Origin of the sequence: Ursidibacter arcticus, from assembly GCF_009761375.1 — a bacterium.
Classification (GTDB): Bacteria; Pseudomonadota; Gammaproteobacteria; order Enterobacterales; family Pasteurellaceae; genus Ursidibacter; species Ursidibacter arcticus.
This window is the reverse complement of the sequence record NZ_LEKM01000122.1, coordinates 1-22804: the sequence shown is the minus strand read 5'-3', so window position 1 is coordinate 22804 and position 22804 is coordinate 1. Positions and strand designations below refer to the sequence as shown.

Annotated in this window: 25 protein-coding genes; 18 read left to right on the top strand and 7 right to left on the bottom strand. The window is 37.7% G+C overall.

Annotated features, from left to right (window positions below; translation table 11 throughout):
• The first annotated feature begins 231 nt into the window (after nt 1–231).
• Entirely contained in the window at nt 232–1680 is a 1449-nt protein-coding gene (locus A1D25_RS04985; RefSeq protein ID WP_157394599.1) for a catalase, read from the top strand.
• Nucleotides 1681–1747: 67 nt separating this feature from the next.
• Here A1D25_RS04985 and A1D25_RS04980 read toward each other — a convergent pair whose 3' ends face one another.
• From A1D25_RS04980 to A1D25_RS04965, 4 genes are all read right to left on the bottom strand, one after another.
• The gene (locus A1D25_RS04980) at nt 1748–2605 is read right to left on the bottom strand and encodes a PhnE/PtxC family ABC transporter permease (RefSeq protein WP_157394598.1); all 858 of its coding nucleotides are present in this window, start codon (nt 2603–2605) and stop codon (nt 1748–1750) included.
• Nucleotides 2602–3393, bottom strand: a complete 792-nt coding sequence (locus A1D25_RS04975) for a PhnE/PtxC family ABC transporter permease (protein ID WP_157394597.1) — start codon at nt 3391–3393, stop codon at nt 2602–2604. Before A1D25_RS04975 ends, A1D25_RS04980 begins: the two co-directional genes overlap by 4 nt.
• Entirely contained in the window at nt 3383–4132 is a 750-nt protein-coding gene (phnC, locus tag A1D25_RS04970; RefSeq protein ID WP_157394596.1) for a phosphonate ABC transporter ATP-binding protein, read from the bottom strand. Before phnC ends, A1D25_RS04975 begins: the two co-directional genes overlap by 11 nt.
• Before the next feature lie 161 nt (nt 4133–4293).
• Nucleotides 4294–5163, bottom strand: a complete 870-nt coding sequence (locus A1D25_RS04965; RefSeq protein ID WP_157394595.1) for a putative selenate ABC transporter substrate-binding protein — start codon at nt 5161–5163, stop codon at nt 4294–4296.
• A 165-nt stretch (nt 5164–5328) separates the two neighbouring features.
• Between A1D25_RS04965 and rluA the strand changes: the two genes are divergently transcribed.
• From rluA to A1D25_RS04940, 5 genes are all read left to right on the top strand, one after another.
• Entirely contained in the window at nt 5329–5997 is a 669-nt protein-coding gene (gene rluA / locus A1D25_RS04960) for a bifunctional tRNA pseudouridine(32) synthase/23S rRNA pseudouridine(746) synthase RluA (RefSeq protein ID WP_157394594.1), read from the top strand.
• Between the two features lie 66 nt (nt 5998–6063).
• Nucleotides 6064–7455: an MATE family efflux transporter gene (locus A1D25_RS04955; protein WP_157394593.1), complete on the top strand. Its 1392-nt coding sequence runs from the start codon at nt 6064–6066 to the stop codon at nt 7453–7455.
• A 127-nt stretch (nt 7456–7582) separates the two neighbouring features.
• Entirely contained in the window at nt 7583–8365 is a 783-nt protein-coding gene (locus A1D25_RS04950) for an amino acid ABC transporter substrate-binding protein (RefSeq protein WP_157394592.1), read from the top strand.
• Between the two features lie 22 nt (nt 8366–8387).
• Entirely contained in the window at nt 8388–9071 is a 684-nt protein-coding gene (locus A1D25_RS04945; protein ID WP_205420578.1) for an amino acid ABC transporter permease, read from the top strand.
• Nucleotides 9072–9093: 22 nt separating this feature from the next.
• The gene (locus tag A1D25_RS04940) at nt 9094–9843 is read left to right on the top strand and encodes an amino acid ABC transporter ATP-binding protein (RefSeq protein WP_157394590.1); all 750 of its coding nucleotides are present in this window, start codon (nt 9094–9096) and stop codon (nt 9841–9843) included.
• A gap of 142 nt (nt 9844–9985) precedes the next feature.
• Here the strand turns inward: A1D25_RS04940 and A1D25_RS04935 are convergent, their stop codons facing one another.
• Together A1D25_RS04935 and rsmI are read right to left on the bottom strand one after the other, a co-directional pair.
• The gene (locus A1D25_RS04935) at nt 9986–11791 is read right to left on the bottom strand and encodes a monovalent cation:proton antiporter-2 (CPA2) family protein (protein WP_157394589.1); all 1806 of its coding nucleotides are present in this window, start codon (nt 11789–11791) and stop codon (nt 9986–9988) included.
• 27 nt (nt 11792–11818) lie between these two features.
• Nucleotides 11819–12685 (bottom strand): 16S rRNA (cytidine(1402)-2'-O)-methyltransferase, encoded by an 867-nt coding sequence (rsmI, locus tag A1D25_RS04930; protein WP_157394588.1) that lies wholly within the window; start codon nt 12683–12685, stop codon nt 11819–11821.
• Between the two features lie 92 nt (nt 12686–12777).
• Here rsmI and A1D25_RS04925 point away from each other — a divergent pair, with 92 nt between their 5' ends.
• The 12 genes from A1D25_RS04925 to recR all read left to right on the top strand — a co-directional run bounded on the left by A1D25_RS04925 (nt 12778) and on the right by recR (nt 21788).
• Entirely contained in the window at nt 12778–14529 is a 1752-nt protein-coding gene (locus tag A1D25_RS04925; protein ID WP_157394587.1) for a penicillin-binding protein activator, read from the top strand.
• Entirely contained in the window at nt 14504–14875 is a 372-nt protein-coding gene (locus tag A1D25_RS04920; RefSeq protein WP_157394586.1) for a YraN family protein, read from the top strand. Before A1D25_RS04925 ends, A1D25_RS04920 begins: the two co-directional genes overlap by 26 nt.
• Nucleotides 14876–14885: 10 nt before the next feature.
• Nucleotides 14886–15479 (top strand): D-sedoheptulose-7-phosphate isomerase, encoded by a 594-nt coding sequence (locus tag A1D25_RS04915; RefSeq protein WP_157394585.1) that lies wholly within the window; start codon nt 14886–14888, stop codon nt 15477–15479.
• Nucleotides 15480–15489: 10 nt separating this feature from the next.
• Complete coding sequence (gene dolP, locus A1D25_RS04910; protein ID WP_157394584.1) at nt 15490–16080, top strand: division/outer membrane stress-associated lipid-binding lipoprotein; 591 nt, start codon at nt 15490–15492, stop codon at nt 16078–16080.
• A gap of 137 nt (nt 16081–16217) precedes the next feature.
• Complete coding sequence (gene mlaF / locus A1D25_RS04905) at nt 16218–17018, top strand: phospholipid ABC transporter ATP-binding protein MlaF (RefSeq protein ID WP_157394583.1); 801 nt, start codon at nt 16218–16220, stop codon at nt 17016–17018.
• Nucleotides 17015–17791: a lipid asymmetry maintenance ABC transporter permease subunit MlaE gene (gene mlaE, locus A1D25_RS04900; RefSeq protein WP_157394582.1), complete on the top strand. Its 777-nt coding sequence runs from the start codon at nt 17015–17017 to the stop codon at nt 17789–17791. Before mlaF ends, mlaE begins: the two co-directional genes overlap by 4 nt.
• 109 nt (nt 17792–17900) lie before the next feature.
• Nucleotides 17901–18407 carry an outer membrane lipid asymmetry maintenance protein MlaD gene (gene mlaD / locus A1D25_RS04895; protein WP_157394581.1) on the top strand — a complete coding sequence of 169 codons (507 nt, stop codon included), beginning with the start codon at nt 17901–17903 and terminating at the stop codon, nt 18405–18407.
• Between the two features lie 100 nt (nt 18408–18507).
• Nucleotides 18508–19143, top strand: coding sequence for a phospholipid-binding protein MlaC (gene mlaC, locus A1D25_RS04890; protein ID WP_157394580.1), 636 nt, complete (start codon nt 18508–18510; stop codon nt 19141–19143).
• A gap of 7 nt (nt 19144–19150) precedes the next feature.
• The gene (locus A1D25_RS04885) at nt 19151–19489 is read left to right on the top strand and encodes an STAS domain-containing protein (protein ID WP_157394579.1); all 339 of its coding nucleotides are present in this window, start codon (nt 19151–19153) and stop codon (nt 19487–19489) included.
• Nucleotides 19489–19746 carry a BolA family protein gene (locus A1D25_RS04880; protein WP_157394578.1) on the top strand — a complete coding sequence of 86 codons (258 nt, stop codon included), beginning with the start codon at nt 19489–19491 and terminating at the stop codon, nt 19744–19746. Before A1D25_RS04885 ends, A1D25_RS04880 begins: the two co-directional genes overlap by 1 nt.
• Nucleotides 19747–19824: 78 nt before the next feature.
• On the top strand, nt 19825–21099 hold the full coding sequence (gene murA, locus A1D25_RS04875; protein ID WP_157394577.1) for a UDP-N-acetylglucosamine 1-carboxyvinyltransferase: 1275 nt from the start codon (nt 19825–19827) through the stop codon (nt 21097–21099).
• An 83-nt stretch (nt 21100–21182) separates the two neighbouring features.
• Nucleotides 21183–21788, top strand: a complete 606-nt coding sequence (recR, locus tag A1D25_RS04870) for a recombination mediator RecR (protein WP_157394576.1) — start codon at nt 21183–21185, stop codon at nt 21786–21788.
• A gap of 42 nt (nt 21789–21830) precedes the next feature.
• On the opposite strand, the gene tehB is transcribed toward recR, so the two are convergent.
• Nucleotides 21831–22694 (bottom strand): SAM-dependent methyltransferase TehB, encoded by an 864-nt coding sequence (gene tehB / locus A1D25_RS04865; protein WP_157394575.1) that lies wholly within the window; start codon nt 22692–22694, stop codon nt 21831–21833.
• Nucleotides 22695–22804 lie beyond the last annotated feature (110 nt).

Here is a 22804-nt window from a genome sequence, read left to right as displayed (position 1 = left end):
GGTTTGTCATCAGTCTGAGTCTCTATTTGAGGCTTTTCATCTTTTTAGTACTTTTTGTTGTAACTACTACATTCGCTTAAAATTTCAATTGATAATTATTATCAATAAATCCTATTAAATTTATATTTTTAATAGTCATATATTATCAAATCAATAGATTGAGAAATTAAGGGGGCTACGTATAATCCACTTCGCAAATTACCTAACCCTATTTTTGAGGAGAATCTTATTATGTCAAAATGTCCTTTTGATCACGGATCAAAAACATTAACAAATGCAGCTGGTGCACCAGTAGTAGATAATGATAATACAATGTCTGCGGGTCCTCGTGGTCCATTATTATTACAAGACGTTTGGTTTCAAGAAAAATTAGCACACTTTGCTCGTGAGCGTATTCCTGAGCGTGTTGTTCACGCTAAAGGTTCTGCGGCTTACGGTACATTTAAAGTGACTGCAGATATTACCAAATACACTAAAGCAGCTGTGTTCAAACCAGGTGCAGAAACTGAAGTTTTATTACGTTTTTCAACGGTAGCAGGTGAGCGTGGTGCGGCTGATGCTGAGCGTGATGTTCGTGGTTTCTCATTAAAATTCTATACAGAACAAGGAAACTGGGATTTAGTAGGTAACAACACACCTGTATTCTTTATTCGTGATCCATTAAAATTCCCTGATTTTATTCATACACAAAAACGTAATCCACAAACTAACTTGCGTGATGCAAATGCTGCGTGGGATTTCTGGTCACGTCACCCTGAGTCAATGCACCAAATTATGACATTATTCTCAGATCGTGGTATTCCAGCGACATTACGTCATATGAATGGTTATGGTAGCCATACATATAGCTTTGTAAACGAAGCAAATGAGCGTTTCTGGGTTAAATTCCACTTCAAAACACAACAAGGTCATAAATTCTTCACTAATGAAGAAGCGGCTAAAGTGGTGGGTGAAGATCGTGAATCAAGCCAAAAAGATTTATATGAGTCTATTGAGAAAGGGGATTTCCCACGTTGGACAGTTCAAGTGCAAATTATGCCAGAGGCTGATGCTCACAAACATAACTATGCCTTTGACTTAACAAAAGTATGGCCACACGCAGATTACCCAGTTATTGAAGTTGGTGTGTTAGAGTTAAACCGTAATCCAGTGAACTACTTTGCAGAAGTAGAGCAAGCAGCTTTTGCACCATCTAACATCGTTCCTGGAATTGGTTTCTCTCCAGACCGTATGTTACAAGGTCGTTTGTTCTCTTATCAAGATGCACAACGTTACCGTTTAGGTGTAAACCATCACCAAATTCCAGTAAATGCACCAAAATGCCCATATCACACAACTCATCGTGATGGTGCAATGCGTGTAGATGCAAATGGTGGCAATAACCCTAACTATGCACCGAACCGTTTTGATACTTATGTTCCAACACACGATCAATTACCATTACAAATTGAACGTGAAGCGGCACACTTTAACTTCCGTGAGTATGATGAAGATTACTATTCACAACCAGCAGCGCTTTACAATATCTTCACAGCTGAAGAGAAAGATCGCCTAGCAGGTAACTTTGCGGCAGGTTTATCAGGTGTAACTGTACCTGAAATTGTAGAAAGACAATTAGCTCACTTTGAAAAAGTTAGCACCGAATTAGCGAATGCAATCCGTCAAAAACTTGCAAAATAGTTTAGACATATTTTCTCCTTAGCGTGCATTCGCTATCCTTTAAACCCTACCTTTTGGTAGGGTTTTTTTATTCTTTTTCAGAAATATACTTTTTCGCTAATGCAGTGAAAATATCAGTGAGATAAACAAGTAATAAATAACAGAGTAGATATAAGGTGATTTCTGAATAATGAAAGAAACTCATTGCAAGTTTGAATTGCATTCCTAAACCACTAGCTCCAACAAATCCCACAATTAGAGTCGCACGGATAATATTTTCCATTCTGTATAAAATATAGTTTAGAAATGGGCGAATTACGGCGGGATAAATACCATAAACCAGTAGCTGTGCTTTGCTAGCTCCATTTTGTATGAGATGTCGTAATGGCTTTTCGTCAATATCTTCAATAACTTCGCTACAAAGTTTGCCTAATACGCCAAAGTTGTGAATAGCAAGTGCTAATGCACCTGGTAGAATACCTGGTTTAAAAATAAAGACTAAAATCATTGCCCACATTAGTTCAGGCACAGCACGACTAAATAGGAATAAAAAGCGGCTAATACGATAAGCAATTCGATGATACCAGCGACTATGGCTTAATCGCCCTTCTGCAATATTACGGGCTGCGGGTAAAACAAACAGCAACATTCCAATTGCAGCCATTCCAGTGGCAAGAATGCTCATTAGTAAGGTTTCCGCACTGAGCCAAAGGGCTTTCTGCCACATTTCAGGATCTAAGTAAGCGGGTGTTTCTTCATTAATGCCTAACATTTCGCTGAGAAATTCAACGATATAATCTACATTTTCAACACGAAATAGCGTAGAAAGGCTATCGGGTTGATCGGCTAAAATATATCCCCAAGAGAATATAAACAGACTGATAACTGCCCAAAAAGAGTATTTAATAAAGTGGCGATCTAAATAGCGAAGAAATTGATGTATCATACTCGTTGCCTTACTGCGTAGCTCCAACGATCAATCAGCATAATCATTGCGACTAAAAAGAATAAGAACGTCCAAATTTGTTCATATTTCAGATCTTGTAATGAGAGTTGAATTTGCATACCGATTCCCCCTAGTCCTACAAAAGAGAGTACTGAAGATGAGCGAATAGCACATTCCAAGCGGTACATTGTATAACTCAACATCATTGGCAAGGCTTGAGGTAAATAGCCATAACAAAGCCGTTGTAAGCGGTTTGCTCCGCTTTGTTGCAACGCTATTATTGGCTTTTGTGGCATACCTTGTAGTGTATCTGCAAAGATTTTACCTAAATAGCCTGAATAGGGAATGGCGAGAGCGAATACTGCTCCCACTGGATTTAAACCAACTGCAGCAACGAAGAACCACGCCCAAATCAGCTCGTGTATGGCACGCAGTGCCCCTAAAATGCCACGAGCAGATATTTGTAACCAAAGAGATGAAAACAGCACGCCCGATGCCAAAAGAGCCAACAGAAACCCGACTATAACTGCTAAAGAAAGTGAAATTAAGGCGTAACAGAAAGTAAGTAAACTTGACTCTAAGGCTAGTTTAATCAATGCAGGAGAAATATCAGGATTAAGCAAGCTCTGGGATAAACGAGAAAGTGTTGCCCAACCACCAGAATGCATTATTCCACTGCTACCAGTAGTTAAATCAAGGGAAAATAGCGTAGCCAGAAAAGCACCTAATAATGCAATCGTTAGGATATTACGCCGTTCGTTTAAGCTAAGCGGTTGGTTACGTTCCATTTTTTGCAAATCCGTAAAGGTGATCTAATTGTGATTGTGTTACTGCTTGAGCGGGTTGGTCAAATACAATATGTCCAGCTTTAATGCCGATCATTCGGTCGAAATAAGTTTTGGCATACTCCACCGAATGTACGCTGGCAATTAAGGTTTTACCTTGTTCTCGTACTAAACCTGTTAATAGGGCTAGTACTTTTTGTGCATTCACAGGATCAAGTGCAGAAATAGGTTCATCGGCTAAAATCAATTTTGGGCTTTGTACTAATAAACGGGCAATCGCAACACGTTGCTGTTCTCCCCCTGATAATGCTGTTGTTGCTTGGTAAGCTTTATCTTCAAGTCCGACAGCTTTGAGGGCATTCAATGCAAGTTCTTTCTCTTGGGGCTTAAATAGTGAAAGTAGGGAGCGAGCAAAGCCCCACTGATTGAGCCGTCCAGCAAGGACGTTATGTATTACTTCGAGCTGCGTAACTAAATGGTATTGCTGATGTAACATTCCTACTTGTTGAGCATATTGTTTATTATTTTGGTAATGCTGAATACTTTTACCGTTTAATAAAATTTGCCCTGATGAGCATTCGACAGATCGCATAATCAAATTCATTAGGGTTGATTTGCCTGAACCGCTTGCTCCAACAATAGCGACAATTTCCCCCGAATAAATATCTAAGGAAATATGATCAAGTACGCTTTGTTGATCAAATTGTTTGGAAACTTGTTGAAAGGAAAGTAATGGTTGCATTGTTTTTCTAAATAAAGAATTGCAGATTTTCTCGTATTAGGACACACGAAGTGTGTCCTACAAAGTAAATTGTAACCAATTGAAAACACGATATTTATCTTGTTGTATTGTAGGGAGACTCTGCGAGTGTCCCTTTGTTAATTAGTCAATTTGCAATGAAACTACTTAATCAATTTAAGCTCTTTCGCAACTTTCTCAATACCTTGATAATTATCGTTTTTGCTTTCAATGAATTTTTCTGCGGAAAGTAGATTCATTACTTGAGAGCTAGACGCATCGGCTTTTAATAAGGCTTGTTTAACTTTTTCTTTAGTGCCTGCACCAAATTTTTGATCAACAACATTGATTGTCCAGTTGTAGTCGTAGTATTCAGGTGTCGTATAGAATAGCTCAACTTTTGCGTTATTGACTTTTCCTTCTTTTACCATTTTATCCCAGTACTGTTTATTTACTGCACCAACTTGTACTGAGCCTGCTTCAACTAATCCGTAAGTTTTATCGTGCGAACCACTATAAACAGGTGAACCATCTAAATCTTTGTCAGGGTTAATACCTGCTTCATTTAAGAAGAAACGAGGCATTAAATGGCCCGATGTTGAGCTTTCGCTACCAAATGCAAGGGAATGTTTTTTGACATCTTGGATATTCTTAATGTCAGCAAGATCTTTTTGTTTGATGAAAACAGATTGGAATTTTTCATCTTGAGGGCGTTGTGCAATCGCTTCTGAAGCTGGCACTTTCGCACGAGCTTGAACGCCAGTTAAACCACCAAACCAAACTAAATCAATTTCACCGCGTCTGAATGCAGTAACAACCGCAGCATAGTCGGTAACGGGGACATATTTGACATTAAGACCTGTTTCCTTCGTAAGATATTCGGCAAAGCTATCGAATGAACGAGTCATTTCGGCAGCATCATAGTCAGGAATCGCACTGATTTTAAAGGTTTGAGTAGAGGCGGTAGCAACTGAGCTGAATAGAACACTGAAGGCAGTGAAACCAGTTGCAAAACTTGCAAAAAGAGTTTTCATTGTTTTCTCCGAAGTGAAAATAGATAAATTGTGATGTTCATTTGAACAGCGAGAAGATACTTGAATAGAAATTAAAACACAAGGAAATTTTCCATTCTTTTGGGGATTAGTCTTAATCTCTGTTAGAATAGTAAAATTTTTACGATGTAATTTATCACAGAGATTATGGCACTTATCGAATATTATCCCCCAACAGATCCTTGGCTAGATGAAGTTTATCGAGATAATCATATTTTGGTGATCAATAAACCGAGTGGATTACTTTCTGTTCCAGGAAATCGACCTGAATATCAAGACAGTGCAATGCTTCGAGTTCAACAGAAATATGGCTTTACTGAGCCTGCTCATCGTTTAGATATGGCAACGAGTGGGATCTTGCTGTTTGCGTTAAGTAAACAAGCGGAAAAAGAGCTAAAACGTCAATTTCGTGAACGTGAGCCGAAAAAGCATTATCAAGCATTATTATGGGGAAAACTAGGTGAGAAAGTTGGTGATGCAGGCACAATCAATTTCCCGTTAATTTGTGATTGGGAAAATCGCCCCCGTCAGAAAATCTGTTTTGAACGAGGTAAACAAGCGGTAACATTCTATGAAATTCTTGCACATTATCCGAATAATATTACAAGGGTAAAATTAACCCCATATACAGGGCGTTCACATCAATTAAGAGTGCATAGCTTGGCATTAGGACACCCTATTTTAGGCGATAAATTTTATGCAAATCCGCTGGCAAGAAGTTTAGCACCAAGGCTTTGTTTACACGCTCAATCGCTATCTATTACTCACCCAATTACGGGCGAACCAATGACTTTTAATGTTGATCCTGATTTTTAGAAACAGAATAAATTAAACTGTCGAACAAGAAATTAAAAAGCTAAAAAATGAAAAGGGAGAAATAAGATGAACTTTCAATGGCAACAATATCCTGAAAATATGAAACGGTTGTTAAAACTGACAACCCCTATTTTTATTTCTCAGTTAGCGGTTTCAGGAATGGGATTGGCAGATATTATTATGGCTGGGTTGGTGAGTGATGCTGATGTTTCAGCAATTGCGGTTAGCAATTCTATTTACTTTCCGCTGTTTCTATTTGTTTTAGGGATCTTAAATGCCATTACCCCAACAGTTTCTTACCTAAATGGTTCAAGCCAACGTCATTTAATTGCCCATCAAATTCGTCAAGGTTTTTGGATTGTGATTGGACTCAGTATTCCACTTATTACCATTTATCTGAATAGCGATCTTATTCTTGAATTTATGCACACACCTGCGGAATTTTCTGGTAAAACTGCACAATATTTAATGGCATTAAGTGTCGGGCTTGTCCCTGCTTTGTTATCGGTAAATTTACGTTGTATGAATGATGGTTTATCTAACCCTAAACCTGCAATGATCATTACTTTCATTGGCTTATTACTTAACATTCCACTGAATTATATTTTTATCTTTGGAAAATTCGGCTTGCCTGAAATGGGTGCTGTTGGTTGTGGTGTAGCAACGGCTATTGTGAACTGGATAATGTTTGGATTGATGCTACATTACTGCTACACCAACCAATCCCAAAAAGATATTAAGTTATTTGAGAAGTGGATTGAAATGCCAAGCCGAGAAACGTTGCTCAAGCTATTTAAATTGGGTACGCCTATTGGTTTTGCCCTTTTTACTGAGGTAATGTTATTTGCTACATCATCTCTAATTATTTCACCTTTAGGGGCACAAGTGGTTGCAAGCCATCAAATTGCGTTACAGACAAGTTCTCTCTTTTTTATGATCCCACTCTCTTTTGGGATTGCAACGACAATTCTTGTTGGGCAGACACTTGGACAGAAAAATATTGAAGGTGCTAAACATCTCAGCTATCACGCACTCTTTACAGGGGTAATGTTAGCGATTTTCTTTGCTTGTGTGATTTTTCTTTGCCGAAATTTACTCCCACACGCATTTACGAGTGATCCAACTTCCATTGCAATTGCATCGAGCTTATTGATTTTTGCAGCGATTTATCAAATTCCTGATGCTTTACAAGTAGTTTGTAATGGCATTTTACGCGGTTATAAATATACTAAACCCACTCTAACCATTACTATTTTTTGCTATTGGCTAGTGGGAATGCCGTTTGGATATATTTTGTCGATGACTGACTGGCTAGGAAAGCCAATGGCAGCAAGCGGTTTCTGGATTATGTTCTGCATTAGCTTGAGTATTGCAGCAGCATTATTATTCTATCAAATGCGAAAAATCCAAGCTGTGTCGGAAGATGTGTTAATTCAGAGATTGGAGAGGATTAAATAGCAAGATGATGCTATTTCGAACAATCTAACTTTTGGTTTCTTTATATTCCTTTTGGTTATTTGCAAGCGGTAGGATTAGCCCTTAAATTTGTACAAGTTGAATTTTTACCTATCAAAAGGAATATTTTATGTTTAAAAAACTATCAATCGTTACATTATCTCTTGTTGCACTAGCAACTTCATCTCACGCATTTGCAAAAGAAACTCTTTTAGAGCGAATCAATAATAAAGGCACTATCACTGTTGGAACAGAAGGTACTTATGCACCTTTCACTTACCACGATGCAAGTGGCAAACTAACAGGCTACGATGTTGAAGTAACTCGTGCAGTTGCAGAAAAACTCGGGGTGAAAATTGATTTTAAAGAAACACAATGGGATGCAATGTTGGCAGGGTTAAAAGGCGAGCGTTTTGATTTAGTCGCTAACCAAGTGGCATTAACCACCCCAGAACGCCAAGCCACCTTTGATAAATCAGAACCTTATAGCTGGTCTGGTGCAATGTTATTAGCTCGTGCAGATGAAACTCGTATTACCAAACCAGAAGATGTAAAAGGGTTAAAAGCAGGTCAAACATTAAGTTCAAACTATGGCGAAACTGCTCGTAAATATCAAGCAGAGATCGTGCCTGTTGATGGAATGGCTCAAGCACTATTACTCATTCAACAAAAACGTACTGACGTTACCTTTAATGATTCTCTAGCATTATTAGATTACTTGAAGAAAAATCCAAATTCAGGATTAAAACCTGTGTGGGAATCTGATGAAAAAGTGGGTGCGGGTTTTATTGCAAACAAAGGAAATGATGAAGCCCTTGCAAAAATTAGTGCAGCGGTTGTTGAATTACAAAAAGATGGTACACTGAAGAAATTAGGTGAACAGTTCTTCGGAAAAGATATCAGTGTTAAATAATTTTCTTGCATCTTTACCATTTATGACCGATGCCCGAGCGGAGTTGGTCATAAATGGTTTTTGGCCGATGGTGAAAGCGGCCATTTTAGTTTCAATTCCTCTCGCTATTGCCTCTTTTATTATTGGAATGTTGATTGCGGTTGCCGTTGCATTAGTCAGAGTTAGCCCCAACCATAGCATTTTGCACCGCTTATTACTGATTGTTGTTAAAACTTATATTTCAATCATTCGTGGTACACCGATGTTAGTTCAAATCTGTATTGTATTTTACGGATTACCTGCTATTGGTGTTTTTATTGATCCTATTCCAGCTGCTATTATTGGTTTCTCGTTAAATATTGGTGCATACGGTTCAGAAACTATTCGAGCTGCAATTTTATCTGTACCAAAAGGGCAATGGGAAGCAGGCTATACTATTGGTATGACCTATATGCAGACATTTCGCCGAATCATTGCACCGCAAGCTATTCGGGTTGCAGTACCGCCATTAAGTAATACCTTTATTGGTCTATTTAAAGACACCTCTCTTGCCTCTGTTGTCACTGTTACCGAAATGTTTCGTGTCGCACAACAAGTTGCCAATATGTCTTACGATTTTTTACCTGTTTATATTGAAGCAGGCTTGATTTATTGGTGTTATTGTTGGGTGCTATTCTTAATCCAAGCACGACTTGAAAAACGCTTTGATCGCTATGTAGCAAAATAAATAGTCGCAAATAGGTCGCATAATGATAAAAATTCGCAATATTCATAAAACCTTTGGTGAAAATACCATTTTGCGTGGTATTGATTTAGATATTCAAAAAGGACAAGTTGTTGTTATTCTTGGGCCATCAGGCTCAGGAAAAACAACATTTCTCCGTTGTTTAAATGCGTTGGAAATGCCAGAACAAGGCACAATAACCTTCGACAACTCAACGCCATTATTCATTGATTTCTCAAATAAAAATATCAAGAAAGATATTTTGGCACTCAGACGCAAATCAGGAATGGTTTTTCAAAACTATAACCTATTCCCACATAAGACAGCGTTAGAAAATGTAATGGAAGGCCCTGTTTTTGTACAAGGAAAACCGTTAGAGCAAGCTCGCAAAGAGGCTGAATTACTCCTTAGTAAAGTAGGACTTGCTGATAAGATAAATCTTTATCCATTTCAGCTTTCAGGCGGGCAACAGCAACGAGTAGGTATTGCCAGAGCATTGGCTATCCAACCTGAATTAATGCTCTTTGATGAACCAACATCAGCACTTGATCCCGAATTGGTACAAGACGTACTCAATACAATGAAAGCACTTGCGAATGAAGGCTGGACAATGGTTGTGGTTACACACGAAATCAAATTTGCATTAGATGTTGCAGATATTGTGGTTGTAATGGATAAAGGTGAGATTGTCGAACAAGGGTCGCCAGAAACGCTATTTAATAACCCTCAGCACGAAAGAACCAAACGTTTTTTACATCAGATTAGAGCAGAATAAACAAGCGGTGAGATTATGGCAACAATTTGTAAATTTCTAGCCTAATCTCACCGCTTAATGTTTCACTAAGCAACTTAGAATTGCTAAATTAGAAGATAGAATTATCAAACTTTCTGTATTTTTACTCTTCTACTTTAATAAACTAACGTTCTTTATTCATAATTTGTTGAATTTCTAGCATTGTTTCCTGATCGTTTTCTAAAGCGAGTTTCAATAGTTCCTCATTTTTGAAACGCTCAATTTTAGGATTATAAACTTCTGCCATTTGTTTGATAGTATGGCGATCTCGGTAGAAGTAAGCAGTACCGATTTCTTCAACCATTTCTTTATCCATTCCCATTGCTAGCAAGATTTTCTTCCCTGTACGCAGTGCCGAATCGAAAGTTTCACGCACTTGAATATCTGCTCCTGCATTATAGAGATCGAAAACGTGTAGGCGGTCATAAGCACGAGCAATAATTTTGATTTGTGGATTCATTTTACGAGCAAGCTCTACAATATGTGTGGCTTGCTCTTTATTGTTGATTGCCACAACTAGCAATTCAGCACTTTCAATACCTGCTGCGTGTAGTAATTCTGGACGAGTTGCATCGCCGTAGTAGCTTTTAATGCCACGTTTTCGCATTCCTGCAATTAGGTTAGCGTCTTTGTCAATTACCGTTGGGTGGCAGCCAGTCATCATCAATAAGTGATTAACGATTTGCCCATAACGTCCTAAACCGATAATGATCGTTGGGTGCTGTGCATCAATATGATCGTGTTCTTGCTCTTCTTGAACATAGGTTTGGCGTGGGATAATGTATTTCTTATGAATGATGATAAATAAAGGCGTTAGTACCATTGATAACACCACAATAGCGGTCAGATTTGCCTGAATTTTTGCATCAATAACCCCTTGGCTAGTTGCAGCGGAGAAAAGTACAAAGGCAAATTCTCCCCCTTGAGCCATAATAATGGCTCGATCTAACGCATTTGGGTGTTTTTTCTTCGTTAAGCGTGCAACGATATAAATACAGAACCCTTTAGCGAACATAAATGCAATAACACCAGAGAGAATAAGTATCCAGTTCTCAAAAACAACGGAGAGATTGAGAGACATTCCAACACCAAGGAAAAATAAGCCAAGTAATAGCCCTCGGAAAGGTTCAATATCTGCTTCAAGTTGATGTCGGAAGCTGGATTCTGAAAGTAATACACCTGCGACAAATGCTCCCATTGCCATTGATAGCCCACCGTATTCCATCAATAATGCTGCTCCAAGTACAACCAATAAAGCGGCTGCGGTCATTACTTCTCGAGCTTTTGTTTTGGCTAACATTTTGAATAATGGATTAAGTAGCCATAGCCCTGCTGCAACTAACACAGCAATTGAGCCTGCGGCTAATCCAATGGTTTGCCAAATAGGTGCACCTGAAGCGGTCTTATTGGGAGAAAGAAATGCAACAGCTGCAAGCAATGGGACAATAAGTAAATCTTCAAATAAGAGAATGGAGACGATTTGTTGTCCACGAGGTGAGGTAATATCACCACGATCATTTAATTCTTGCATTACAATTGCTGTTGAGGTGAGAACAAAACCTGATGCTGCAACAAATGCGACTTGCCAACTTAAACCGTAGAGTAGGCCAATTCCCATCAATGCTGCAATGGCACTAAAAATTTGGAATGCACCTAAGCAAAATATATGATTACGCAATCCCCAAATGTGTGAAGGTTTCATCTCTAAGCCGATGATAAATAAAAACATCACCACGCCAAGTTCGGCGATATGAATAATTCCTTCAGGATCACTAAATAAACCTAACCCGAAAGGCCCAATCACTAAACCTGCGGCTAAATAACCTAAAATAGAACCTAAACCTAAGCGTTTAAATAACGGTACTGCAATAACCGCAGCTGCTAGTAATGTTACAACACTAATCAGTGGTGTTGCCCCTTCTGCTGCCATAAATTCTCCAAAAATATAAAGTGATAGTTAATTTTTAAAATGTGCTAAACCGTATTGATAAAGCGTATTCTTCTTGTAGTTAAAACATTCAGCCACAATCGCAGCTGCTTTTTTTAAGGGTAGCTCTTGTGCAAGTAACGTAAATAATTTCAGTGCTTGTGCTGAAATTTCATCATCGCTAGGTTCAGCAATATTTCCTTCGACAACTAAAACAATTTCGCCTTTAATGCGGTTATTATCTTCTGCTAACCACGCAATCAGCTCATTTAATGATGCACCATAAATAGTTTCCCACGTTTTTGTTATCTCTCTTGCCATTACGATATAGCGTTCTCCCCCAAATACTTGTTGCATATCTGCGAGCGTATCTAGGATACGATGAGTTGATTCATAGAAAATAAGGGTTCTTGGTTCATCAAGTAATGCTGAAAGTTTATCGCAGCGAGCTTTAGTTTTAGCAGGCAGAAATCCTTCAAAACAGAAGCGGTCAGATGCGATACCTGAACTGCAAAGTGCTGTAATTGCAGCACAAGCACCTGGTATTGGAACAATTTTAATTCCAGCTTGTCTGCAATGGCGAACAAGATGAAATCCAGGGTCGCTAATCAGTGGCGTGCCAGCATCAGAAACTAAGGCAATATTTTGGCCCTGTTGTAATTTTTCAACTAATACAGCTACTTTTTGTTGTTCGTTATGATCGTGTAAAGCAAAAAAAGGTTTTTTAATACCGTAATGGCTAAGTAGCAAACCGCTATGACGTGTATCTTCTGCGGCGATAAGATCAACTTGTTGAAATATGTTCAAGGCTCGTTGTGTAATATCTTCTAAATTTCCAATCGGTGTCGCAACAATATATAATACGCCAGATTGTTCTGGTATAGAGCTGTTTTTCATTTGATTTTCACTTGTTTGATAAGTAAGATTTCGCACTATGTTCGTTTAATGAATACATAGCATTATTAATTTTTCCAAAATGGAGCAATAAGATGTCCACTATTTTAGTACAAACTCGCACCTTTAGCCAAAAAATGAAAATGGTTTTTGTGCCAACTGCATTAGCGCTCTTTTTATCTGCTTGTACTGGCTCTGGTCTGTTTAAAAATGAGGTAACAGAATCCTTAAAAAATGAAGCCTATGCAACATCTGAATTTTATATCAATAAGGCAGAGCAAAGTAGCAAAGAAACGCAACAAAGCTACCGCTTACTTGCAATTCGTAAATTGATTGATGAAAATAAAGTTGTTGAAGCTCAAAATACGATGGCACAAATCAATCAGCCAGAATTAAATGATATTCAACGAGTTGAATTTAATCTTCTTAATGCTCAGCTTGCAGCATTACAAAAAAATAGCCAACAAGCTACTTTACTCTTAAACCAATTACCTAAAGCACAATTAAGTTCATCACAATTGTTACGAGTTTATCGTACACAAGCACAAATTGCCGAAAATAATAAAGATGTGATTGAGATTGTTCGTGCAAGATCATTATTAGATGGCTATTTAGGTGATAATCGAGCTCGTCAAGAAAATAACGATAAAATTTGGGAAACGTTACGCAATGCTAATCGTGGTATGTTGGAGAAAGCCACTGCAGGTGTGGGCGAAGCAGGAGTTGCTGGCTGGTTAGCGTTAGCGGTGGCTTATAACCAAAATATTGCAAATCCTGCACAACTTCCACAAGCCATTGAAAATTGGAAACAGCAATATCCAAGCCATAGTGCTACACAATTATTGCCAACAGAATTACAAAATGTGACTTCTTTCCAACAAACTCAACTAAATGGAGTTGCTTTGCTGCTGCCATTAAGTGGCGATGCCAAAATTTTAGGCGATATTATCAAACGTGGTTTTGATGATGCGAAAGGGCAAGATGCAACGGCAATTCAAGTCTATGATACGAATGGAACAGCCATTTCTGATATTTTAGTCCAAGCAAAACAGCAAGGAACACAAACTATCATTGGTCCATTATTAAAAGCTCGTGTTGATGAGATGTTAGTAAGCCCTGAAATCAGCGATTTAAATGTGTTAGCATTAAATGCTACACCAAACTCAAGAGCATTGGGTAAAGTTTGTTACTATGGTTTATCGCCAGAAGCGGAGGCTCGTTCTGCTGCTGACCGTTTTAATCAAGATCGTATTGAAAATGCGGTAGTGGTTGCGCCACAAGATGATTTTGGTCAGCGTTCTGCAGATGCTTTTGCACAGCGTTGGCGACAACTGACCAATAAAGATGCTGATATTCGTTATTATCACCAACCATTAGATAGTATTAGTGCCTTACAAACCGTAGGCGTTGCACCAAATAGTGGCTTGTATTTGCTAGGTAATGCAGAGCAACTAACTGAATTAAAACAAGGGTTAGATAGCTCATCATTAGCAGGAAAATTTGCGTTGTATTCGTCTTCTCGTAGTAATTCACCAAATAATGGACCTGATTTCCGTTTAACAATGGAGGGTGTAAAATTTAGTGAAATTCCACTACTTGCTGATGTAGAGTCCGAATCCTATAAGAAAGCGGAAACCTTAGCAGAAAGCGATTTTTCAATGATGCGTTTATATGCAATGGGATCAGATTCGTGGTCTATTGCGAATAAATTCAATGAGTTCCGTCAAATTCCAGGTTATAAAGTTTCAGGTTTAACAGGGGTATTAAGTGCAGGAACAAATTGCTTAATTGAACGTGAAATGACGTGGTTAAAATACCAAAATGGTTCAGTGGTTTCAGCACAATAATCCGCGAGCTAAAGGGGCTCTATTTGAGCAAAAAGCCCGTTCTTTTTTAGAGCAACAAGGATTATCCTTTGTTGCTCAGAATCAAGTATTTAAAGTTGGTGAACTAGACTTAATAATGAAAGAGCATACTACTTTTGTTTTTGTTGAAGTTCGTCAACGAAAAAATAGTCATTTCGGGTCGGCATTAGAAAGTATTAACTATCATAAGCAACAGAAATGGTTAAAGGCAGCAAATTTATGGTTGGCTAAATTAAATCAAAGTTTAGACACTGCAGATTGCCGCTTTGATGTTGTGGTATTTGAAGGAACTGATGAGCCTATTTGGTTTAAAAATTTCTTAGGATAAGATTTGGAAAATGTTAGAAAAAATTCAAGATAGGTTTGCTGAAAGTATCCAAATTCAAATTGCGGCAGCGGATTTATTACCCACAGTATTAAATGAAGCAGCCAAGAAAATTGTGGCTTGTTTGTTACAAGGTAACAAGGTTATTGTTTGTGGACACGGACGATCTTATCCAAATGCACAATTATTTGTAAGTCATTTACTGCATCGCTATGATTTACAACGCCCAAGCCTAGCCGCTCATCTTTTACACTGTGATGGTGTACTCACTGGGCATTTAGCTCAAGATGCCGAGCTTGAGCAACTGTATCGTAAACAGTTACAAGTGATTGCAAAACAAGGGGATATTTTTATTGCATTTTCACCATTAGGTAATGAAAACCCTATTTTGAATGCTATTCATTGTGCGAATAATGAAAACCTAACGATTTTAGCCTTTACTAGTAATCGTAATGATCACACACGAGGGTTATTATCTGATGATGATTTGGAAATCTCAATGCCGTCTAATAATGAAATGCGAGTGATTGAAGGGCATCATTTTTGTGTAAATTTATTATGTGAACTGGTAGATAATCTACTGTTTAATCCCACTTCTCAAGTTTAAGGAGAATAGAATGTCAATGTTGATCAAAAAAGTAAGTTTAATTGCACTTTGTTCACTTTCATTAGTTTCATTACAAGGTTGTATTACCGCCGCTGTTGTTGGGACTGCTGCGGTAGCCACTAAGGTTGCAACAGATCCTCGTTCGACAGGCCGTCAAATTGATGATGAAACCTTAGAAGAAAAGGTGGCATTTAACCTCAATAAAGATGCTCAATTACAACAAGAAGCTAGAATTAATGTGGTGGCTTATAATGGGAAAGTTTTATTGATTGGGCAAGCACCTAATGAATCGGCAAAAGAGAGTGCAAAAAGTGTTGCCGCAGGAGTTGAAGGGGTAAATGAAATTTACAATGAAATCCGCACAGGCGAAAAGATTAGTGTCGCTCAAATTGCTCAGGATAGTTGGATAACAACGAATATTAAATCAAGATTGTTGCTTAATTCTGAGGTTAAAGCAACAGAAGTTAAAGTCATTACTGAGAATGGCGAAGTCTTTTTAATGGGGCAATTATCTAATTCTCAAGCTAATGCTGCCGCTGAAGAGGCTCGTCACGTTCGTGGTGTATCAAAAGTAATAAAAGTTGTCACCTACGCAAAATAATGTATTTAAGGGCATTCTATCAGTAATTGGTTGAATGCCTGTTTTTTCATAATTTTGTCAAATTACTTAAAGCCCATTGACTTTATCTATCCCTTCATAGAAGATCCGCAACTATTTTTATAAATTAAGAAGATCCAATGCATAATGCGAAAAACTTAGTTGAAGTAAAAAATCTCACCTTTAAACGAGGGGAGAGAGTAATTTACGACAACTTAAATTTACAAGTACAAAAAGGCAAAATCACTGCGATTATGGGGCCTTCTGGAATTGGTAAAACCACTTTATTACGTCTAATCGGTGGGCAAATTTTACCTGAAGTCGGCGAAATTCTGTTTGATGGTGAAGATGTTTGCAAAGCCTCAAATAAAGAACTCTACAAAATCCGTCAAAGAATGGGAATGTTGTTTCAATCAGGAGCGTTATTTACTGATCTTTCTACCTTTGATAATGTTGCATTTCCTATTCGTGAGCATACACGCTTACCTGAAGAGCTTATCCGAAAATTAGTTCTGATGAAATTAGAAGCGGTGGGGTTACGAGGTGCCGCCAATTTAATGCCATCGGAATTATCTGGCGGTATGGCTCGCCGAGCGGCATTAGCAAGAGCGATTGCGTTAGATCCTGATTTAATTATGTATGATGAACCTTTTACTGGACAAGATCCAATTAGTATGGGGGTTATCGTCAGTTTAATTAAAAAATTAAATGAAGCACTTGAATTAACTTCCATTGTTGTTTCTCACGATGTTACCGAAGTGCTAAGTATTGCCGATTATGCCTACATTATTGCGGATAAACGGATTATTGCTGAAGGTACGCCTGAAGAATTAAAAGTGAGCCAAGATCCGCAAGTTATACAATTTCTTGCAGGAAAAGAAGATGGGCCAGTTCGTTTCCATTACCCTGCGGAAGATTATACTAAGGAACTGTTTCAATGATTCAATTTATCTCATCGTTGGGAGCATCGGTAATTCATTTTATACGAGCATTTGGGCGAGCAAGCTTTATGCTATGGGGAGCACTGCTCGGCAAACCAGAATTTCGTAAACATACTCCATTATTTATTAAACAGCTACACGTTTTAGGCGTTCAATCATTACTGATCATTATGCTATCAGGCTTGTTTATCGGTATGGTGCTTGGATTACAAGGCTACGTTGTTTTAGTCGATTTTTCTGCTGAAACTAGCTTAGGTCAATTAGTTTCTCTCTCTCTATTACGCGAATTAGGCCCTGTGGTCACAGCTTTACTATTTGCTGGGCGAGCAGGATCTGCTTTGACGGCTGAAATAGGTTTAATGAAAGCAACCGAACAACTTTCAAGCCTTGAAATGATGGCAATCGATCCGCTCAGACGTGTGGTTGCTCCTCGTTTTTGGGCTGGTATTGTGGCAATGCCAATGTTGGCTGTTATCTTTACCGCTATCGGAATTTGGGGTGGCTCATTAGTTGGCGTAGATTGGAAAGGTGTCGATTCAGGCAGCTTTTGGTCTGTAATGCAAAATAGCGTAACATTAAGTGATTTAATCAATGGTTTTATTAAAAGTGCCGTATTCGCTCTAGCTGTTGTTTGGATTGCGTTATTTAACGGATATGATGCAGTGCCGACATCAGAAGGTATTAGCCAAGCAACAACAAGAACAGTGGTTCATTCATCATTAGTTGTTTTAGGGCTAGATTTTATTTTAACTGCCATAATGTTTGGTGGTTAAGAAAGTATCGCGATACAGTGAAATAAGAACAAATAGTTAAATAAATTTGCAAGTATTTGATTAAATCAAACCGCTTGCGAAAAACAGCTTTCTACAATAAGGAAAAAATATGCGTCAATCAATTAAATATGAATTTTGGGTTGGATTATTCGTATTACTGGCATTGGGGGCATTAGTCTTCTTAGGGTTAAGAGTCGCTAATGTACAAGGGTTTTCATCTGAGAAAACTTACACTCTTTACGCAACTTTCGATAATATTGGTGGACTAAAAGTCCGTGCACCAATTAAGGTAGGCGGGGTTGTCGTTGGGCGAGTTGCTGATATTCAGTTAGATGCTCAAACTTATACTCCTAAAGTTACCTTAGCGGTAAATGAGGAATTTAATAAAATTCCTGACACCAGTTCACTTTCAATCAAAACCGCAGGTTTATTAGGTGAACAGTATATTGCATTAAATGTGGGCTTTATTCTTGAAGGCGAAACAGAAATGCTTAAAGCAGGAGATACTTTTGCAGATACTAATTCTGCAATGGTTCTTGAAGATTTAATCGGTCAGTTCTTATATGGTGATAAGAAATCTGACAAAGACGGTTCTGCCGAGTCAAAAGCAGAATAAGTAAGTATTTTACTTAAAAATAGTAAGGCGAGTCTGTCGTATTATTTTTATTTATATAAGTTAGATCGATAATTTTTTCGATCGATATTTGGAGATCAAAATGATTAAAATTGTAAAAAAATTCTTTGTTGCGAGTGTTGTAGCTCTTTCAACCTTATTTTCTGGTATGGCTGTTGCTTCAACAAGCCCGTATGTGTTAATGCAACAAACCGCAGACAAACTCTTTGGCGATATTAAAGCAAATCAATCAAAAATTAAGCAAGATCCAAATTACTTACGCACTATTGTTCGTAATGATTTAATGCCACATATCCACGTTAAATATGCAGGACAGCTAGTTTTAGGTAAAAATCTATCATCAACAACAGATGCACAAAAAGAAGCATTTTTTACGGCATTTGGACAATTTATTGAGCAATCTTATGCTCAAGTATTAACCCAATATTCAAACCAAAAAGTTGAAATTGAATCAGAGAAACCTGTTGGTGACAAAACTATCGTGAGCATTCGTGTAAATGTTTTACAATCTGGTAACGCACAACCAATTAAACTTGATTTTAAATGGCGTAAGAATAGTAAAACAGGTGAATGGCAAGCCTACGATATGGCAGCGGAAGGGGTAAGTATGGTTGCAACCAAACAAAATGAATGGAGCGGTATTTTACGCCAAAAAGGTATTGACGCTTTGACTGCTCAAGTTGCACAATCAGCCAAACAACCAATTACCCTTAAGTAAAGATTCTATGCAAGCTAAAAATCCATTACAATGGAACATCCAACAAAATAACGAGAGTTTGATAGTTCAATTGTTTGGTGAATTAACTCGTAACACGTTGCTACCATTATGGAAGCAACGTGCTTCTTTTTTGTCACCAAAAACGAACCAGCACATCTATTGGGATTTAAAATCTCTCCAGCATATAGATTCTGCTGGTTTTAGTTTATTAATTGAGCTATTAAACGATTACCAAAAACAAAACCCAAACTGTATTATCAATGTGCCTGAAGTGGTTAAGAACTTAGCAGAGCTATTTGATTTATCAGATTGGTTAAAGTCTTTTTTATATTGTGAGAATAAATAATGGAACCAAAACAAATTGAAGACATTTTAAAAAATGCATTAGATCTTGATGAAGTCTATGTTCAAGGTGAAAATTCACACTATGGCGTTATTGCAGTAAGTGATGTATTTGCGACATTATCAAAAGTTAAACAACAACAAACGATTTATGCACCATTAACAGAATATTTTGCGACTAATGCAATCCACGCATTAACGATTAAAACATTTACAAAAGAGCAGTGGAAAAGAGAACGTTTGCTAAATATGCCTAGCTAAGAGCTACATTGTTGCAAAAAATGACTTAAATCTTACCGCTTGTATTATTATGCTTTTATAAGCTATTAAGGAATCAAAATGGAAAAATTTCGTGTTCACGGTCCATTTAATTTAAGTGGAACTGTTGAAATTTCAGGGGCTAAAAATGCAGCACTACCAATTTTGTTTGCAGCAATTTTAGCGGAAGAGCCTGTTACCCTCACCAATGTACCTAAATTAAAAGATGTTGATACCACTTTTAAAATCTTACGTCAGTTAGGTGTAGTTGTTGAACGTGATGAGCAAGGAGCAGTACATTTAGACGCAAGTAAAATTGATAACTATACTGCACCTTACGAGTTAGTTAAAACAATGCGAGCATCTATTTGGGCTTTAGCACCACTTCTTACTCGTTTTCATCAAGGACAAGTTTCTCTTCCTGGTGGTTGTACTATTGGTGCACGCCCCGTTGATATGCACATTGCTGGCTTAGAAAAAATGGGAGCACGAATTACCCTAGATGAAGGCTATGTAAAAGCAGAAGTTAGTGGTCGATTAGTTGGAGCAAGAGTACTAATGGATAAAGTAAGTGTTGGTGCTACTTTATCAGTGATGATGGCTGCAACTTTAGCAAAAGGAACAACCATTATTGAAAATGCAGCTCGTGAGCCAGAAGTTGTAGATACAGCACTATTCCTAAATAAAATGGGAGCAAAAATTAGTGGTGCAGGTACAGATATGATTACTATTGAAGGGGTTGAGCGTTTAGCAGGTTGCCAACATCATATCGTCCCAGATCGAATTGAAACAGGAACATTTTTAGTTGCAGCGGCTATTTCAGGCGGAAGAATTACTTGTAAAGGTACTAAAGCAGATACACTTGATGCAGTTATTGAAAAATTGCGTGAAGCAGGAATGCAAGTTGATGTTACCGAAGATAGTATTACTTTAGATTCTTTAGGTATGCGTCCAAAAGCTGTGAATATTCGTACAATGCCACACCCTGGATTCCCGACTGATATGCAAGCTCAGTTTACCTTACTAAATACCGTTGCATCGGGAACAAGTAAAATTACCGAAACCATTTTTGAAAACCGCTTTATGCACATTCCAGAATTAATTCGTATGGGAGCAAAAGCAGAAATTGAAGGGAATACTGCAATTTGCTACGGAGTAGAAACCCTTTCAGGTGCTGAAGTAATGGCAACCGATTTACGAGCATCTATCAGCTTAGTGCTTGCAGGCTGTATTGCGAATGGTGAAACTATCGTAGATCGAATTTATCATATCGATCGTGGTTACGAACATATCGAAACTAAACTTCAAAAATTAGGTGCAAGGATTGAACGTTTCAATGCACCTTTTGAGGAATAAGAAACTCAAATATAATATCTCACTCAATAAATCTCTAGGAATAGCTAGAGATTTATTTATTTTATTGATGATTTATTTTATCTATGCAAATTAGTCCTTTACTCGAAAATCTTATTGAATCATTACGAGCTTTGCCTGGTGTTGGTCCTAAATCAGCACAGAGAATGGCTTATCATTTATTACAGCGTAATCGTAATGGTGGATTGAATCTTTCTAAGGCACTACACGAAGCAATGACTCACATTGGGCATTGTCGTTCTTGTCGAACTTTCACTGAAGAAGATGAATGTGCTATCTGCCAAAACTATCGTCGCCAAATGAGTGGCCAACTTTGTGTTGTTGAAATGCCCTCAGATATTCCTGCTATTGAACAAACTGGGCAGTTTTCAGGACGATATTTTGTGCTAATGGGAAGACTATCTCCCCTAGATGGTATTGGGCCACGTGAGATAGGCTTGGATTTATTGCAACAACGTTTAGAAAACGAATCTTTTCACGAGGTTATTGTTGCAACAAATCCAACTATTGAAGGTGAAGCGACAGCAAATTATATTGCTGAAATTTGTGCAATGTATAATGTAAAAGTAACCCGAATTGCACATGGTATTCCAATTGGTAGTGATTTAGAAATGGTAGATGGAACTACACTTTCTCACTCTTTCTCTGGTAGAAGAGAAATTAAATTATAATCTTTAAGTAAGTGGTAATATTGAGATCTTATCCACTCATTATTATTCCACTTTTTTTGCTAACATTGTCGCAAATTGAAGTTGTATGCGATTGCCGTTAGCATCTGTTTTATGAAGATGACCAAGATCTTCGTTATATTTCACTAACTCCCAACCTTGATAGTAATTTTTCAATTCGCCTTCTTTAAAGGTAAATGAAAAAGGCATAGTACAAGGGTGCTTTTCTGTATCCATTGCACAAACAATCAGATTATATCCCCCAATTTTAGTATTTCGTTGCATATTCTCAATAATTGCAGGAATACGTTCACGATTTAGAAACATCATTACCACAGTGGAAATAATAAGATCATATTCACCTTGAATATTAGCTTGGTTGATATCGTAAACACTTGTTTGGATCTGAGTTGCCCTTTCTTTCTCGATCATATAATTTAGGAATTCAATACTTTCTTGATTGTGATCGACAGCTGTAACATCAAAACCTAATAAATTTAAGTAAAGAGCGTTTCTGCCTCGTCCACAGCCTAAATCTAGGGCTTTACCTTGTTGGATATAGTTAATGGTATTTAATACTTCGGAATGGGTTGTGGTTAAATTGTATTTTTTAGCAAAATAATCTTCGGGCTTACAATAAAAGGCGAGCTGGCATTCTAAATCATCGGTTAGTGCCTCTACTTTGTGCCATACTTGTGGTTCGACAAAAGGGCGTTGATGATTAACATCAAAAACTTCTTCGCTAACTATTGAACCTTCTTCCGTTAATTCGTAATACTTGATAGCCCCTTTTAAAATGGTTAGTTTTGCCCAAGTTCCCACTTTAGTATTGTGCTTTTCTTGGAACATTTGTGGTAGGCTTTCTTTTGTCCAAACGGGCATTTGTTTATAGCAGATGAGTTCTTGCATAGTCTTCTCCATTCGATGAATAATTGAATGAGAATATCTTATGCCTTTGGTTTTTTTTCAGCAATAAAAAACCGACTGTTTTAGTCGGTCCAGACCGCTGACAAACCCTA